We start from the raw sequence: 15,566 nt of genomic DNA on the forward strand, positions 1-15,566 counted from the left end.
AATTAATAATTAAATGGAGTCGCAAAATCAAAAATAAGGGTAATGCTTGTATCACAGTTTAAATGTGCAACAGCTTAAGTCTATTATTTTTCCCCTATGGGTTTGTTGAAGGCCGCATTGCAACTGGGCAATAAATTCGCGACCGTAGATAATTTATATGGTTTCTAACAGAGATTCAAATTGTTTAAAACTGAGCACAATGATTGCCGATTTTCCATCCTTAGTGATGATAGCTGGATCTGCTGCTAAGTCATCGCGCTACTTTGGCAGTTGTTGTTGCGCTTCTGTAATTGTCAGGTATTTTGGTATATTTCCAGGAGTTGAATTTTATACTTATTATAGCATGGTTAATTCAGCACAATATCTTCGCTAGCAATGATTTAGCAAATAAGGTGCGCATTGCGCACCTTACTCTTAGTCCGCGCACCATCCGGACTTGGTTTGTGTAGCCTCGAATTCGATTCGGCGGGTTAACATCGGCTTTCTAATCCGATTGTAATTAACACTAACCCCTATTTTTCTCCGACCAAATGCGGGTTGGCAGTCCCCAAACGTAGACAAAACCTTCGGCGGCTTTGTGGTCGAATTCGTCCTCTGCGCCGTAAGTTGCTAAGTCGAAACTGTACAGGGAATTTTCGGATTTGCGGCCGACAATTGTGGCATTGCCTTTGAACAGTTTGAGCCGCACAGTTCCAGTTACTCGCTTTTGCGTATCCTGAATAAATGCGTCTAAAGCTGTTTTCAAAGGATTGTACCAAAGACCGTTGTAAATCATTTGGCTGTAAGTTTCTTCGATGCCTCGCTTGTATCGCGTTACATCTGCTGTCAGAGTCAAACTTTCTAAGTCCCGGTGCGCGTGCATCAAAACTAAAATCGCTGGTGTTTCGTAAATTTCCCGCGATTTAATTCCGACTAAGCGGTTTTCAATCATGTCGATGCGCCCGACTCCGTGATTTCCAACTATTTCGTTGAGTTGGGAAATTAAGGCGACTGGTGATAAATCTTTGCCGTTCAAACTGACAGGATTTCCGCAATCGAAACCGATTTCAATATATTCGGGTGTGTCGGGAGTTTGCTCGATCGCCTTTGTCATCAAATAAACTTCCTCCGGCGGTTCCGCCCAAGGATCTTCGAGGATTCCGGCTTCAATTGCCATTCCCAACAAGTTGCGATCGATACTGTAAGGCGAAGATTTTTTCACGGGCGACGGAATGCCGCATTTCTCGCCGTATGCGATCGTTTCCTCGCGGCTCATTTTCCACTCCCGCGCCGGTGCTAAGATTTTAATCTTGGGATTGAGCGCGCCGATCGACACATCGAACCGCACTTGATCGTTTCCTTTACCCGTACACCCGTGGGCGATCGCATCTGCACCGTATTTTTCCGCAGCTTCTACTAACAATTTAGCAATTAGCGGGCGAGCCAGCGCCGTAGAAAGGGGATAGCGATTTTCGTAAAGTGCGTTAGCTTGAATTGCTGGAAACGCATAGTTTTTGACAAATTCCTCGGTAGCATCGATTACCAGCGATTCCGAAGCACCGGATGCCAAAGCTTTTTTGCGGATCGGTTCTAATTCGTCTCCCTGTCCCAAATCCGCGGCCAGAGTAATTACCTCTTCCACACCCCACTCGTTTTTGAGGTAAGGAATGCAGACGGAGGTATCGACTCCGCCCGAATATGCTAGCACAACTTTTTTAGCGCGACTCATTGCTATTTACATCCTGAATTTAACTGACATCTTGCACCATTTACTATAATCCCGCTCCGGGGCGGGCAAGATGCCCAACCCACAAGAAAATTTAATTTGTGTGGAACAGGCCCGAAAGCCTGTTTCTGAGAATGGTGCAAGATATCCGATTTAACCGACTTTTCATTATGCACCTAATTGACATCGATTCTTGTCAGAAATAGTACAGATTTATATATTCTTTTTTTGCTAAACTTTGCTATTTTGCGGAGGAGTTGCTGCGGAAAATCTGTTACCGTGGGATACGGTAACTGTGGCAATGGGGAAAAAGCGTGTTTTTTAGTGTTGTGATTCCGACGTACAATCGTAAACCGATTTTGGCAAAATGTCTGCTGGCTTTGGAAAATCAGCAGTTCGGTGAGATTGTCAGAGAGTATGAAGTAATTGTCGTGGACGACGGCTCGACGGACGGGACGCTGGAGTGGTTGGCGGCAGATGCGGACTTGTTGCCTCACGTGCGATCGATCGCCCAATGTCACCAAGGCCCGGCGGCGGCCCGGAATTTGGGCGTTGAAGATGCTAAGGGCGATACGATTATTTTTATTGACAGCGATTTGGTGGTAACAGAGCATTTTTTGCAAGCACACGCCGATGCTTTGCTACAGGGTTACAAAGATACTGATGCGGTTTTTACTTACGGCAGCGTGATTAATACTTGCAATTTCGACAATCCTACTTCCGAACCTTACAAAATAACGGATTTTTCGGCGGCTTATTTTGCTACGGGAAATGTGGGGATCGCCCGCCACTGGCTGCTGGCTGCTGGACTGTTTGACACTCGGTTTCAACTGTACGGATGGGAAGATTTAGAATTGGGTGTCAGGTTAAAAAAATTAGGTTTGAAACTGATTAAATGTCCGGCTGCTGTCGGATATCACTGGCATCCACCTTTTAGTTTAGAGCAAATTCCCGGCATGATTGACAGAGAAATTCAGCGGGGCAGAATGGGAGTTCTGTTTTATCAAAAACACCCAAGTTGGGAAGTGCGAATGATGATACAAATGACTTTTTTGCACCAAATACTGTGGGGAGTTTTATCATTGGGCGGGATGCTGAACGAGCGGACGATGACTCCTTTTTTGCAGTGGTTGATTGACCAGGGAAAGCCGCAGTTAGCTTTAGAAATTGCTCGGATTTTTCTTAATTGGTATAACGTTAAAGCCGTGTACGCCGCAAGCGGGGAATTGCAGACCGAGACAAAGATACCATAAATCAGCCCGATGGCGCAAATAAAATATGAGATTTTGTAGGAGTTTTTCAGGGCGTATTGGTGTCAATTTAAGCTCCAATGTAGTAACGGTATACTGTTTTACAATTATGCCTAAATCCCCCTAGCCCTGCTTAAAAAGGGCAATTTAGGGGGTTCAAGACTTGGATACAAACAAGACAGACAAAGGATTTTAGTCTTAAGTTGACACGAATAGTCATGGCTGGTTTAGTTGGCGTTTAGAGTAAGTAGATATACTGAAAAAACCTAACACCGAGTCACTCGGTAAATGCAGGCGAAACCGGGTTATAGACACTGTAAAAGTTTTATGTTTAATCAAAGTTGCTTGCTTAGCCTGTGCTTTGAGCAAGCTCTGCTTTTCTCTCGATTGACTGCGATAATTTGATCCGCAAATATTTTCAAAGGACGCTTATTTTTGATATCATGATAGATGATTTAGGAGTACGCTATATATAGCCGATAGTTGTGCTAATTTCCCGGCAAGTTTGAGGTACAAGCGGTTAATAGCTTTAAAAATATTCCCACATATAAAATTTAATAGTTCGAGGTCTGCTGTGAATACAACTGACGGTAAAAATCCAAGACTAGAAACTCTTACACTTCAAAACACTGTCTTACAAGAAAATATTTTAATGGTGGACGACCACCCAGAAAGCTTGCGGCTTTTATCCCAGCTTTTGTCTAAGCGGGGATATAAAGTTCGGCCGACACGGGATGGCAAATTGGCTCTCAACTTTGCTCTATCGAGTCCACCGGATTTGATTTTGCTGGACATCCTGATGCCAGGTGTGGATGGCTATCAAGTCTGCGAACAGCTAAAAGCTTGTCCGGAAACCAAAGATATTCCTGTGATTTTTATCAGTTCTTTACATGAAGTTTTTGATAAAGTAAAAGCTTTTTCGCTGGGGGCGGTAGACTACATTACTAAACCATTTCAAATAGAAGAAGTGGTGAGCCGCGTCGAAAATCAACTGCTCCTGAGCCGACTTTATAAGCAAATTTTAGCACAAAATGCGCGACTGCAAGCAGAAATAGAAGAACGCAAGCGCATCGAAGCAGAACTCCGAGACAGCCAACGCTGGCTGTCGGCAGTAATTCAAACGAATCCTAATCTTTTGTACGTTTACGATTTGATAGAACAGCGAACTCTGTATATTAACCGCGAAATCTATAGCGATATTGGCTACAGCCTTGAAGAAATACAACAGATGGCAGGAGCATTTATTCATAACTTAATACACCCTGACGATTTGCCAAGATTGTCAGAACACATGAGCAGGATTGAGACAGCAAAAGACGGCGAAAGCTTTGAGTTTGAGTACCGAATTCAGCACAAAAACGGTGAATATAGCTGGTTTTTGAGTCGGGATACCGTTTTTGCCAGAACAGCGGACGACAAACCTTGGAAAATTCTGGGAACTGCTACTGAAATTAGCGAGCGCAAACAAGCTGAACTCGAACTTAAAACAGCTTTAGCTGCTTTAGAACGGCAAATCAAGCAAAGATTTCTGCTAGAAACAATTACTCTGGAAATTCGCTACAGCTTAAAGCAGGATCAAATTTTTCAAACAGTGGCGGCCCAAATAGGTCGAATTTTTAATGCCGATTGCTGCTTGATTCACACCTACACAGAACACCCAAATCCCCGCATTTTTAATGTGGCTGAGTACAGTAAAACCGCGTCTCAATCGCTTTTAGATGTAGAAATACCCGTAAAGGGCAATCGTCACACTCAGTTTTTGTTGTCCCAAGATCAAGCTGTAGCTTCTGATGATGTTTTTGCCGAACCTCTGCTAGAAAACGTCAGAGAATTGTACTCTCAAATAGGTTTGAAGTCGATGATATCTATCCGCACTTCCTACCAGGGAAAAGCTAACGGAATGATATGCTTGCACCAGTACGATCGCCCCCGCCACTGGACGCAAGATGAGATCGGATTATTGAAAGGTGTGGCGGCACAAATGGGAATTGCGATCGCTCAAGCCAATCTTCTCGAACAAGATAAAAAACAGCGACTTAAACTTCAGCAGAGCGAAGCTAGTCTAGCAGCAGCCCAGAAAATTGCCCATATCGGCAGTTGGGAATTTGATTTAGTCACTAAAAAAATTACTTGGTCAGAAGAAGTATTCCGCATTTTTGGTCTTGACTCAACCGCAACTGAACCAAGATCTGCCCAACTTTTAAAGATGTGTCATCCCGACGACAGAGACTTGTTCCAACAAACTGTCAACCTCACTATATCACAAGGAATTTCCTACAAAAAAGAGTTCCGATTTTTGCACCCCAGCGGGCAAATTCTATACCTGGAAGGAAGGGGAGAAGCTGTTTTTAACGAAACCGCAGAAGTAATCAAACTGTTGGGAACAGTCATGGATATTAGCGATCGCAAACAAGCCGAAGCAGCTTTGCAAATTAGCGAACAGCGAGAACGAGAAAAAGCGCAACAGCTAGAACAAACTCTGGAAGACTTGAAAAATGCTCAATCCCAGCTCATTCAAGCCGAAAAAATGTCAACTATCGGGCAAATGGTAGCGGGAGTAGCCCACGAAATTAATAACCCCGTCAACTTCATCTACGGCAATATTATTCCCGCCGCACAGTACGCTCGCGATTTGGTAGAATTAATCGCTCTCTACCAGCAACACTATCCCGAACCAGTTGCCGAAATTGACGAAAGATTGGCAGAAATAGAAGTAGATTTTATCGCTGAGGATTTTCCTAAAATCCTGGCTTCAATGCAAGAAGGTGCTAACCGCATTAAGCAGATCGTGCTGTCTTTGCGAAACTTTTCAAGACTCGACGAAACAGAGCGCAAAGTAATAGATATCCATGAAGGGATAGAGAGCACTTTGGTGATTTTGCAGCACCGATTGCAGTCACAGGTAAAACGTGGGGAAATTCAAGTTATTAAAAATTACGGCGAACTGCCAAAAGTCGAGTGTTATCCGGCTCAATTAAACCAGGTATTTATGAATTTACTGTCGAATGCGATCGACGCTGTGGAAGAGTCATCAGCAAACTGTACTTGCAAAGTTAACCAAATTCGCATTGTTACTGAAGTCAGCAGCGACAATCAAGTGTGCGTGCGAATTTCTGACAGCGGGCCCGGTATCCGTCCCGAAGTGCAGTCAAGGATGTTTGACCCGTTTTTTACTACCAAACCGATCGGCAGCGGCACTGGTTTGGGGTTGTCGATTAGTTACCAAATTGTTAAAGACACCCACGGCGGTAAGTTGGAGTGTCATTCAGAAGTTGGCCGGGGGACAGAATTTGCGATCGAACTGCCGATTTTCCAAAAGTTGAAAGTTAAAAGTTAGGATTAAGCTGTTATATCCTGTCCGCTAAATTAACCATAATTTTTGTAGGGGCCGGTTTACCAACAATCTATAATATTAGCCAGAAACGAGCGTAAACGCGCCCCTACCGTCAGATTGGGGGCAATTCAACAAAAATTATATTAATCGTCTATCAGAACCTATTCTATGGTGCGTCATAACCTGACATGTTATCTAGTATTTCCTGTGAACGACCTGTCATTTAGTTTAATGTCATCCTAAACATGATAAAATAAAGAGTTAGCCTTTTGAGGCTCCAGACGTTGCGCTGCTAAAATTAGTAGTAAATATTACAGTTGCTATTATACAAACTCTGTCAACATACGTCTGCTGTAGCGTCTACCACATTTTAACTGAATTATGACTGACTCAATTCGCTTCCTCATGTGCGCTCCCGACCACTACGATGTAGACTACGTGATTAATCCGTGGATGGAGGGAAATGTCCACAAATCATCGCGCGATCGCGCCGTCGAACAGTGGGAAAAACTCTACCACGTCCTCAAAGACAACGCGGTGGTAGACCTCGTACCGCCCGAAAAAGGCTGGCCGGATATGGTTTTCACCGCCAACGCAGGCTTGCTGTTAGGCAATACCTTCGTCCTCAGCCGTTTCTATCACAAAGAACGCCAAGGCGAAGAACCCTATTTCAAAGCATGGTTTGAAAGCAAAGGTTTCACCGTGCACGAACTCCCGAAAGACTTGCCGTTTGAGGGCGCTGGCGATGCTTTGCTCGATCGCGAAGGACGCTGGTTGTGGGCCGGATACGGCTTCCGTTCCGAACTAGACTCGCACCCGTTACTAGCAAAATGGCTCAACATTGAAGTGCTTTCGCTGCGTTTAGTTGACGAACGTTTCTATCACCTAGATACCTGTTTTTGTCCCCTGACAGGCGGCTATTTGCTTTACTATCCAGCAGCATTTGACTCGTACTCAAACCGCTTAATTGAAATGCGAGTTGCGCCGGAAAAACGCATTGCCATTGAAGAAGCAGATGCCGCAAATTTTGCCTGCAATGCCGTCAATATTGACAAAATTGTGGTAATGAACAAGGTTAGCGAAGCCTTGAAAACGCGCATCACTAAGGCCGATTTTCAAGTGATTGAAACGCCGCTGAGCGAATTCCTCAAAGCTGGCGGTGCTGCTAAGTGTTTGACGCTGCGGGTAACGGAACCTGTGCAAGAAGATCGATCGGCAAACGTGATGGTAGAAAGCCGCACAATTCGCATGGAAGGTCACTTGCTCGATGCCGGTTTAATCAGCCGCGCTTTAGACTTAATTATCGAAAACGGCGGCAGTTTCCAAGTGCTCAATTTCAATTTAGGAGAGCAGCGGCAAAGCACATCATCTGCGGACGTTAAAGTTTCGGCTCCTTCCCACGATGTGATGGAAGAAATAATGGGACTGCTGATTGACTTGGGTGCAGTGCCCCCGCCCCAAGAGATTTGCGACGCTATTTTAGAACCGGTAGTGCAAGATGGCGTCGGCCCGGACGACTTTTATGTGAGTACGATTTATCCCACGGAAGTGCGGGTAAATAACCAGTGGGTGAAGGTACAAAATCAGCGGATGGATGGAGCAGTAGCTATTACAGAAGCGGCAGAAGGCCCAGTGGCAAAATGCAAATTATTGCGCGATTTAAAAGTAGGTGAAAAAGTAGTTGTTGATGTGGTTGGCATCCGCACCATCCGCAAAACAGAATCGCGGGAACAGCGCAATTCTCAAGAATTCAGCTTTATGTCGGGCAGCGTTTCTAGCGAACGCCGCGTCGAATTGGTAGTGGAACAAGTAGCGTGGGAATTGCGCCAAATTCGCGATCGCGGTGGCAAAGTTGTAGTTACGGCGGGGCCTGTTGTCATCCACACCGGCGGTGGCGAACATTTAGCGCATTTGATTCGCGAAGGTTACGTACAAGCGTTGTTGGGCGGAAATGCGATCGCAGTTCACGACATGGAACAATCGAATATGGGAACTTCTTTAGGGGTTGACATGAAACGCGGCGTAGCGGTGCGCGGCGGACACCGCCATCACCTGAAAATAATTAACACTGTACGGCGTTACGGGAGTATTGCAAAAGCTGTTGAAGCAGGCCTGGTTACTAACGGTGTGATGTACGAGTGCGTGAAGCATAATATACCCTTTTCTCTTGCAGGTTCGATCCGCGATGACGGGCCGCTTCCCGACACGCAAATGGATTTAGTTAAGGCTCAAGAAGAATATACTGAGCTGTTACGGGGTGCTGATATGGTGTTAATGCTGTCGTCTATGCTGCACTCAATTGGTGTGGGAAATATGACGCCGGCGGGTGTGAAGATGGTCTGTGTGGACATTAATCCGGCGGTGGTGACGAAATTGAGCGATCGGGGGTCGATCGAATCTACTGGAGTTGTGACCGATGTGGGATTGTTCCTAAGTTTGTTGGTGAATCAATTGGATAAATTGACCAGTCGCCATCATGTAACTCAATCCGTGTAGACTTGGCGGTTGAAACCGCGTCTATACAAACTTTCGTCCCTATGTAAGAGACTGAAGAATAGAGGTTAGTAGGGTGCGTAATGCGCACCTTACTAAGACATAGAAATTTTGAGGCAAAAAGCGAAGGTACAGGAATTAATAGACCTCATAAATTGTATTTTAAGAGGCAGAAATGAAGATGATCTAGCGAGAGTCGATGAATTAGAGGGCAGGAGCAAACAAGCAACTTTACGGAATAATTGCTGTAAAATACTGAGGGTAATAAACGATGCGTGCGATCGCACTCTATCGAAAGCTATTCGTAAATCAGAGCGTGGCTGGGGCGGGTTTACTTGTTCTTTCGCGCTTTTTACCGATTTTGATCGACCCGCCCCTATATCGGCTGCAACTTTATATATTGTAATAAAAAGCCTCAGACCCGCAAGCCTGAGGACCGGAGTTCCTGAAAATCGTCACTTCTTACAATTGTCGCCAACAAACAGCACAATATACAAGAGGGGTGCAACCCAGCACGGCAGCTTTTGGCAGACAGAGAGAGATTGCTTCCTGAGTCGCAACGCGAAAGCAATGTTTAATTCAACACTTCACTTTGCAAAACAATTCTTCTCGCCATTTACATATCTGGGTTGATAATTTTGCTTTAGGATGGGAGTCTGTCCTCGATCGCAATATAAGGAGCACCGTGAGTTCCCGTATATATTTGAGTCGGGCGGTAAATGCGGTTTGCCTCTAGTTGTTCCTTCCAGTGGGCCAACCAGCCGGCAACGCGGGCGATCGCAAAAACCGGCGTAAACAAGTCGATGGGAATTCCCATTTTTCGGTAAACCAGACCAGAATAGAAATCTACATTTGCATAAATTCCTTTGTGACCCAAGTTCTCCTCAACCACTTCTTCCAACTTGACAGCAATGTCGTAATAATCGTCGTGGCCGAAGTTCTCAAACAACTGTTCCGCTAACCTCTGAAGAATAGTTGCTCTCGGATCTTTCACCTTGTAAACTCGGTGACCGAAGCCCATGATTTTGTCTTTATTTGCAACGCTCTTCTCGACAAAAGCCCGCACGTTTTCTACCGAACCAATTTGCTCCAACATATCAATCACTTCTTCATTAGCTCCCCCGTGCAGTGGCCCCGCCAAAGTGCCAACGGCTGAAGCAATCACTCCGTAAGGGTCGGTCAGCGTCGAAGCTGTTACCATTGCCGAAAATGTAGAGGCATTAATTGTATGTTCAGCGTGGAGAGTCAGACAAGTGTCAAAAATGCTAGCTAACAGCGGATCGGGTTCTTGCTCGTTGAGCATATAAAGAAAGTTAGCCGAGTAGTTCAAGTCATCCCTCGGCCGCACCGGGTCATTTCCCCGTCGCATTTGCTGGAACGCTGCTACCATTGTGGGAATCTTGGCTAGCAGCCGCACTACAGCTTCTCGAATGTATCCCTGGTTGGGGAGAGCTCGGCGCGAGTAGAACAAGCCCAGGGCGGCCGCTGAAGCTTGCAGGGCGTCCATTGGATGTCCTCTTTCAGGAAAGCATTTCATCATGTCCCGGATGCGATATTTGATCCGGCGGTGATACCGAATTTCATGCTCGAAAGCTTCTAGTTCTTCCTTTGTCGGAAGTACCCCCCAGATTAATAAATATGAAGTTTCAACAAAGGAACTTTTCAGTGCTAGTTCCTCGATGCTAATCCCGCGATATTCCAGCAATCCTTTTTGTCCATCGACGTAGCTAATGCTGGACAAGGTGGCGGGAACACCTTCTAAACCTGGTTTGAATTCGCCGACGACCATTGCGATACCGTTTTGTGTGAGTTGAACAATACTAAAAGTACATTACCAGAAACCAAGATAGTGTCACAGTCTTGACAAATAATCATTTAATTGCGGTTCAGAAAACGGGTTTTTCAACCGAGAACCCGATCGCACCGCTGCGTATTTTCGCCCCTCAAACCCGGTTTTGGCGTCCGAGAATGCGGGTTTGAGAGGGCAGGCGCGTACTGTTACTGTCAGGGCGGTTCGCTGTTTCTAGGGCAGCAAAAACTTGGGCGGAGTTAGCCAAAACATTTGGCTGCGGCCCACTGGGGACCCGGTTTCCGGGAGGATTAAGCCGATGATACCTGCTTTTTTGAGAATCAGGGCATCTTGCGATCGAGCCCAAAGCAAAGTTTCTGCCCAGTGGCCTAAATCTGGTTGGTGGCCGACCAGGGCCAAGCTGCGGCTACCTATTTCCTGCCACTGTTTGTACCACTCCAGCCAGTTCCCGATATCTCCTGAAGGTGCGAGGGCGGCGGATTCTTCTATTTTGGAACTGAGACCGACTGTTTGCAGGATTTGGGCGGTTTGCTGCGCCCGCAGTAGGGGACTGGTCAGAATCAGGTCAAACTGAATTTCGAGTTCGTACAGCCGCTGGGCGATTTTCCGGGTTTTACGATCGCCCTCTTTAGTGAGCGGGCGTTCTGAATCTGTATCGTATTCTTCGGGTGAGGCTGCGATACCGTGGCGGATCAGATAAATAACCATATATCAATACTTCCAGGCATTTTATCCCATTTTTCTAGGAGCGGTCTAGGATATACCTACCTTCTTTCGCCTATTCTACAACTGGATTGACCTCTGGCGCCGTTATCTGGTTTGCGCTTGTGTAGCGATCGCGCCCTTGTCGTTTCGCATCGTACAATGCTCGATCGGCGAGGGCAACGAGTTCATCCGGTGATGTTGCCAAGGAGGGAATCACAGTCGCAATTCCCATGCTAACGGTCACGATCGATCTCACATCAGATTGCTCGTGAGGGACTGCCAACTGTCGGATTGCCTGACGCATCGACTCCGCAACCGCGATCGCCCCTGCAGCATCCGTATTCGGCAGGATAGCAGCGAATTCTTCGCCCCCATAGCGCACAAACAAATCGGTAGAACGTTTAACCGCGGCTGCTGCAGCTTTCGCGACTTTCACCAAACAAGTATCCCCAGCTTGATGTCCGTAGCAATCGTTATATCGCTTGAAATAATCTACATCCAACATAATCAAAGAAAGCTGTTGTTTGCCCTGCATCAGTCGGTGCCATTCCGACTGCAACCGCTCATCAAAACAGCGGCGGTTTGCTACTTGTGTTAACCCATCTGTCGTAGCAATTAATCTTTCTCGTTCCGCCCGGTGTCTTAGCATCTCATCTGCCCGCTTGCGTTCTGTAATATCAGCAAAAGTCGTCACTACTGCATAGGGTTGAGACTGATTGAGATGGAACAGCGGTTGAGAATTAATCGAAATCCAAGTCAGCGTTTTATCCGATTTGTGAATGCCCATCACCACATTCGATTGCGGTTGTCCCGTGCGCAGGGTAATCGTTGCCGGATGCTGTTCGCCTGGGAACGGTTCGCCATCCTCCCGAACGGTTCGCCAGTCTAAATCTTCTATCGATGTGTGCCCCATCATTTGCTCCGGGGTCAGCCCGGTAATCCTTTCGGCACTAGCATTGCAAGCAGTAATTTGTCCGTCTGCTAGCTGGAGTACAACACCTTCTGTCATGCTGATAATCACAGAACGGTACCGTTCCTCGCTTTCCTGCAATTGACTCAGGAGAATGTTCTTAGCATCAAATTCTGAAGCCAGATGCAGGCTGCTTGCGAGAAACCCGGCCATCAGTTGTAAAGTCTGGATATCTGACTCTGTAAAGGCAGAGGGTGTAGCTGAAAGCACTTTTAAGACGCCAACCCGATCGTCCTGATAGAACAAGGGAACAACCACCATTGACCGGATACCAATGCGCTCACAGGCAGCCCGATTTACCCGTGCATCGGTTTCTGAATCCTCGCAAAGCATGATTTGCCCCGTCGCAATACATTTTCCCGATAAACTTGTCCCTACTTTGATCCGTAATCCAATATAGGGGGTGGCGATACCGCTGGCTGCCCGATACACCAATTCATCCCCTTCCAGAATTTCAATCACTGCTCCATCGGCGCGGGTCAAATCTTGAGTCCTCTCTGCAATCACGGCCATGACTGCATCGAGATTGGGATTGTGGATGGCGATTTTCTGTTGGGTAGCAATCACTATACTCAGACGCTCGAACTCTTGTTGTAATGCTGCTTCTGCTTGCTTGCGATCGCTGATATCCTTCATAAAGCAGTGATGCCCGATCGATCGCTCCTGCGAGTCGTAGGCTGCCAACATCACTAATTGCTTGTAAAAAATCGAACCATCTTTCCTGATACCGCGGGCCTCAACCTCCACTCGACCCTCGGCTCGCATTTTTTGATAAGCCACCGTCATCCTGTCGCAGTCCTCGGGATGAACTGTTTTCTGCCAATTCATACCCACCATTTCTTCAGGTTGATAACCCGCTATATTGGCGTAAGCTTGATTAACGGTGATATACCGTCCGAAAATATCCAGCCGCGAGATGCCGTCCACCGCATTAGCAAGAGCTGTACTCATTTCTCTGAGTTCTGTTTCCGCCTGGACAAGATCCGTAATGTCTTGGGATGTACCAAACAACCGAATGACTTGTCCCTCTGCATTGAGTTCGACCTGTCCTCTGGCTTCGGTATGGCGGATAGAACCATTCGGGCGCAAGACTTTGAGGCGCAATAGATAAGGCTCTCCCCGAGTCAGCGCTCGTTGAACTACCATGTGTAGCTGTTTGGCACTTTCGGGATGGTAAATCCGCAGGTTTTCTTCATAGGTAGGTTCGCCCAGTGCCCTGTCGCGTCCCAAAATCTTAAATAGTTGGGGAGACCAGGTAATTTTACCCGTCATCGCGTCCCATTCCCAGTTACCGATGTGGGCAACCCGCTGGGCTTCTGACAACCTGGTTTCATTCTGTTGCAGGGCAGTTTCTGTTTGCTGGCGACTAGCGGTAATGTCATTTTCGTTGACGACCAACATCGGGTTGCCTGTTACCGGGTCTTTGGTACACCGCACGTCGATCCTGTGCCAGCGAATCCCCGCCAGAGTAATCACTTGAGCCTCAGTGATCGAGACCTCGCCGTACCCTTGAACTCCCATTGCTCGCTCTCCTACCTGAGGGTCAACAAAGTGGCTCAGAAAAGCATTGTCTGACGCAGAGCGAGGGTGCAGCGCATCCCCATAACAGCGCAAGGCCGCCGGGTTTTCCAGCAGCGGTAAGCCTTCTAGGGTGTACAGGGAAACCATGAGCGTGGTGTGCCGGAGTGCCTCGATCGATCGCAGGATTTCCGGCTCCATTTGATGAGCGCTTTCGACCGTACCCTCGATCAGCATTGCCAAACGCCCGCTCTCTATCCCGATCCCAGAACACCGACAGCGGACAGAAACAGGCTGACCGCCCGGATAAAACGTCCACTGCTCGGACAAGGTTTTGCCTTGCTTAAACTGCTGCAGATATGTCTGCAAGCGAATCCGAGTAGACTCTGACACATCGCTAAAGTTGCGGCTCGCAAGTTCTTGCCAGCTAGAAGCATTCCACAGGTACAAGGATGCTTGGTTGGCCCACCACATTTGCAAATGCTCAATATCAAATATCCAGATCGGATTTTGCAATAACTCAAAGGCTCTGAGGTGGACAATACCCCCGCTCAGGGAACAGGCAAACTCTGGTTGCAGGCAATTTTCATGGACTATTGGCGCGCTGTCTGTATTAATCGCAGTTTGATTCGGTTCTGTTTTGAGTTCCGGCGGTTGATTTGGCGGCAGCACCGGGTGGTGAGATATCAGGTGCCGCATCCTCAATCCAAGCAGCACTGCAACGTGTTGCAGGATCTGAACGTCGAGAGGTTCCCACTGACGCGGACTTCGGCATTGATGAGCAATCAACAGTCCCCAAAGCTTCTGAGATTGCTGCTGTTTGCCATCTAGCAAGATTGGCACAACTAAATTTGCCTGAACCTGGATGCGATCGAGCAATTCGACATCACAAGCTTGAAGATGACCGCTGTGAATATCAGAAATGCTGCTAGTTTGTCCCTGGCTGTAACGCTCTACCCAGGTAGCTTCAAAGCAAGAATCATAAATCTGTTTTCCTAGGATTCGCGGCCACTGAGCATCAACCGATTCAGCAAATACTACGCCATCTCCCTGTGGTAGGTAGCGATAAATAATCACGCGATCGGTTTGCAGCAGCACCCTGGTTTCTTCTACCGCACATTGCAAAATTGTCTCCAGATCGCCCAAGTCGTTGATTTGAAGTGCAATTTCAGTAATTTTTTCTAGAATATTCTCTAATGACCAAGAGAAAGTCTCTTTTGTAGACATCTCCGTGTTCCTTTTTTTGTTAAGCATTTTTTGACTATTCTAACCCGCCACCAAAAAATATAATAATTTGTTTTAAGCCGTAGCAACTGCTTGTTTGGTTGAGGAACGGAACCAACACTTTATGTTTGGATTAAAACTTTAATGAAATGGTACAAATTTTATTTTTTATGTGAATTATCCAATAATTTATGTTTTTCCGTCTCTATTTGGCTTATTGGGCGACGTTTTTATATAAAAATTTAGCTAAGATTTCCTCACCAACTCTAAAAAGTTGTAATTTATTTAACCAATTAATTGGGAAATATCAAAAAAATAACCCTGTAGATTTTTTAAAACTCAAGGATTATATTGTGAGTTTAGTAAGCTATATAAAACTAAGTTTTTCCAGCAATTTAGTTTGTTGTTTTTCAATATACTTCGTTGTTTTTATTTGCAATAGTTAAAAAAAGGTTTCTTTGGTGTAGTTGTGGAAAACAATAAAATTTATTCTTGTTATTCCTGGAATAATTACCCGGGTTTTTTAAACCCCTTACTTCGTTCAAACCCTCAATAAA

Annotated in this window: 7 protein-coding genes; 3 read left to right on the forward strand and 4 right to left on the reverse strand. The window is 46.3% G+C overall.

Annotated features, from left to right (window positions below; genetic code table 11):
* Window positions 1–505 precede the first annotated feature (505 nt).
* The gene (locus QUA13_RS22145) at window positions 506–1,708 is read right to left on the reverse strand and encodes an argininosuccinate synthase (protein WP_333189182.1); all 1,203 of its coding nucleotides are present in this window, start codon (window positions 1,706–1,708) and stop codon (window positions 506–508) included.
* A gap of 311 nt (window positions 1,709–2,019) precedes the next feature.
* Here QUA13_RS22145 and QUA13_RS22150 point away from each other — a divergent pair, with 311 nt between their 5' ends.
* The 3 genes from QUA13_RS22150 (at window position 2,020) to argZ (ending at window position 8,785) form a co-directional block, all read left to right on the forward strand.
* On the forward strand, window positions 2,020–2,958 hold the full coding sequence (locus QUA13_RS22150) for a glycosyltransferase (protein WP_333201923.1): 939 nt from the start codon (window positions 2,020–2,022) through the stop codon (window positions 2,956–2,958).
* A gap of 571 nt (window positions 2,959–3,529) precedes the next feature.
* Window positions 3,530–6,292 (forward strand): PAS domain-containing protein, encoded by a 2,763-nt coding sequence (locus QUA13_RS22155; protein WP_333201925.1) that lies wholly within the window; start codon window positions 3,530–3,532, stop codon window positions 6,290–6,292.
* A gap of 378 nt (window positions 6,293–6,670) precedes the next feature.
* The gene (gene argZ, locus QUA13_RS22160; protein WP_333201927.1) at window positions 6,671–8,785 is read left to right on the forward strand and encodes a bifunctional arginine dihydrolase/ornithine cyclodeaminase; all 2,115 of its coding nucleotides are present in this window, start codon (window positions 6,671–6,673) and stop codon (window positions 8,783–8,785) included.
* A 640-nt stretch (window positions 8,786–9,425) separates the two neighbouring features.
* On the opposite strand, the gene QUA13_RS22165 is transcribed toward argZ, so the two are convergent.
* The 3 genes from QUA13_RS22165 to QUA13_RS22175 all read right to left on the reverse strand — a co-directional run bounded on the left by QUA13_RS22165 (window position 9,426) and on the right by QUA13_RS22175 (window position 15,012).
* Complete coding sequence (locus tag QUA13_RS22165; protein ID WP_333189178.1) at window positions 9,426–10,571, reverse strand: citrate synthase; 1,146 nt, start codon at window positions 10,569–10,571, stop codon at window positions 9,426–9,428.
* A 234-nt stretch (window positions 10,572–10,805) separates the two neighbouring features.
* On the reverse strand, window positions 10,806–11,300 hold the full coding sequence (gene sixA / locus QUA13_RS22170; protein WP_333201929.1) for a phosphohistidine phosphatase SixA: 495 nt from the start codon (window positions 11,298–11,300) through the stop codon (window positions 10,806–10,808).
* Between the two features lie 70 nt (window positions 11,301–11,370).
* Window positions 11,371–15,012: a diguanylate cyclase domain-containing protein gene (locus QUA13_RS22175; protein WP_333201931.1), complete on the reverse strand. Its 3,642-nt coding sequence runs from the start codon at window positions 15,010–15,012 to the stop codon at window positions 11,371–11,373.
* Window positions 15,013–15,566 lie beyond the last annotated feature (554 nt).

Origin of the sequence: Microcoleus sp. S28C3, from assembly GCF_036700785.1 — a bacterium.
In the GTDB taxonomy this organism is placed as follows: Bacteria; Cyanobacteriota; Cyanobacteriia; order Cyanobacteriales; family Microcoleaceae; genus Microcoleus; species Microcoleus asticus.

Excerpts from the sequence above, each read along its gene's own strand:
- QUA13_RS22145 (WP_333189182.1), bottom strand. The coding sequence starts at position 1,708 with ATGAGTCGCGCTAAAAAAGTTGTGCTAGCATATTCGGGCGGAGTCGAT.
- argZ (WP_333201927.1), top strand. The coding sequence starts at position 6,671 with ATGACTGACTCAATTCGCTTCCTCATGTGCGCTCCCGACCACTACGAT.
- QUA13_RS22165 (WP_333189178.1), bottom strand. The coding sequence starts at position 10,571 with ATGGTCGTCGGCGAATTCAAACCAGGTTTAGAAGGTGTTCCCGCCACC.
- sixA (WP_333201929.1), bottom strand. The coding sequence starts at position 11,300 with ATGGTTATTTATCTGATCCGCCACGGTATCGCAGCCTCACCCGAAGAA.
- QUA13_RS22175 (WP_333201931.1), bottom strand. The coding sequence starts at position 15,012 with ATGTCTACAAAAGAGACTTTCTCTTGGTCATTAGAGAATATTCTAGAA.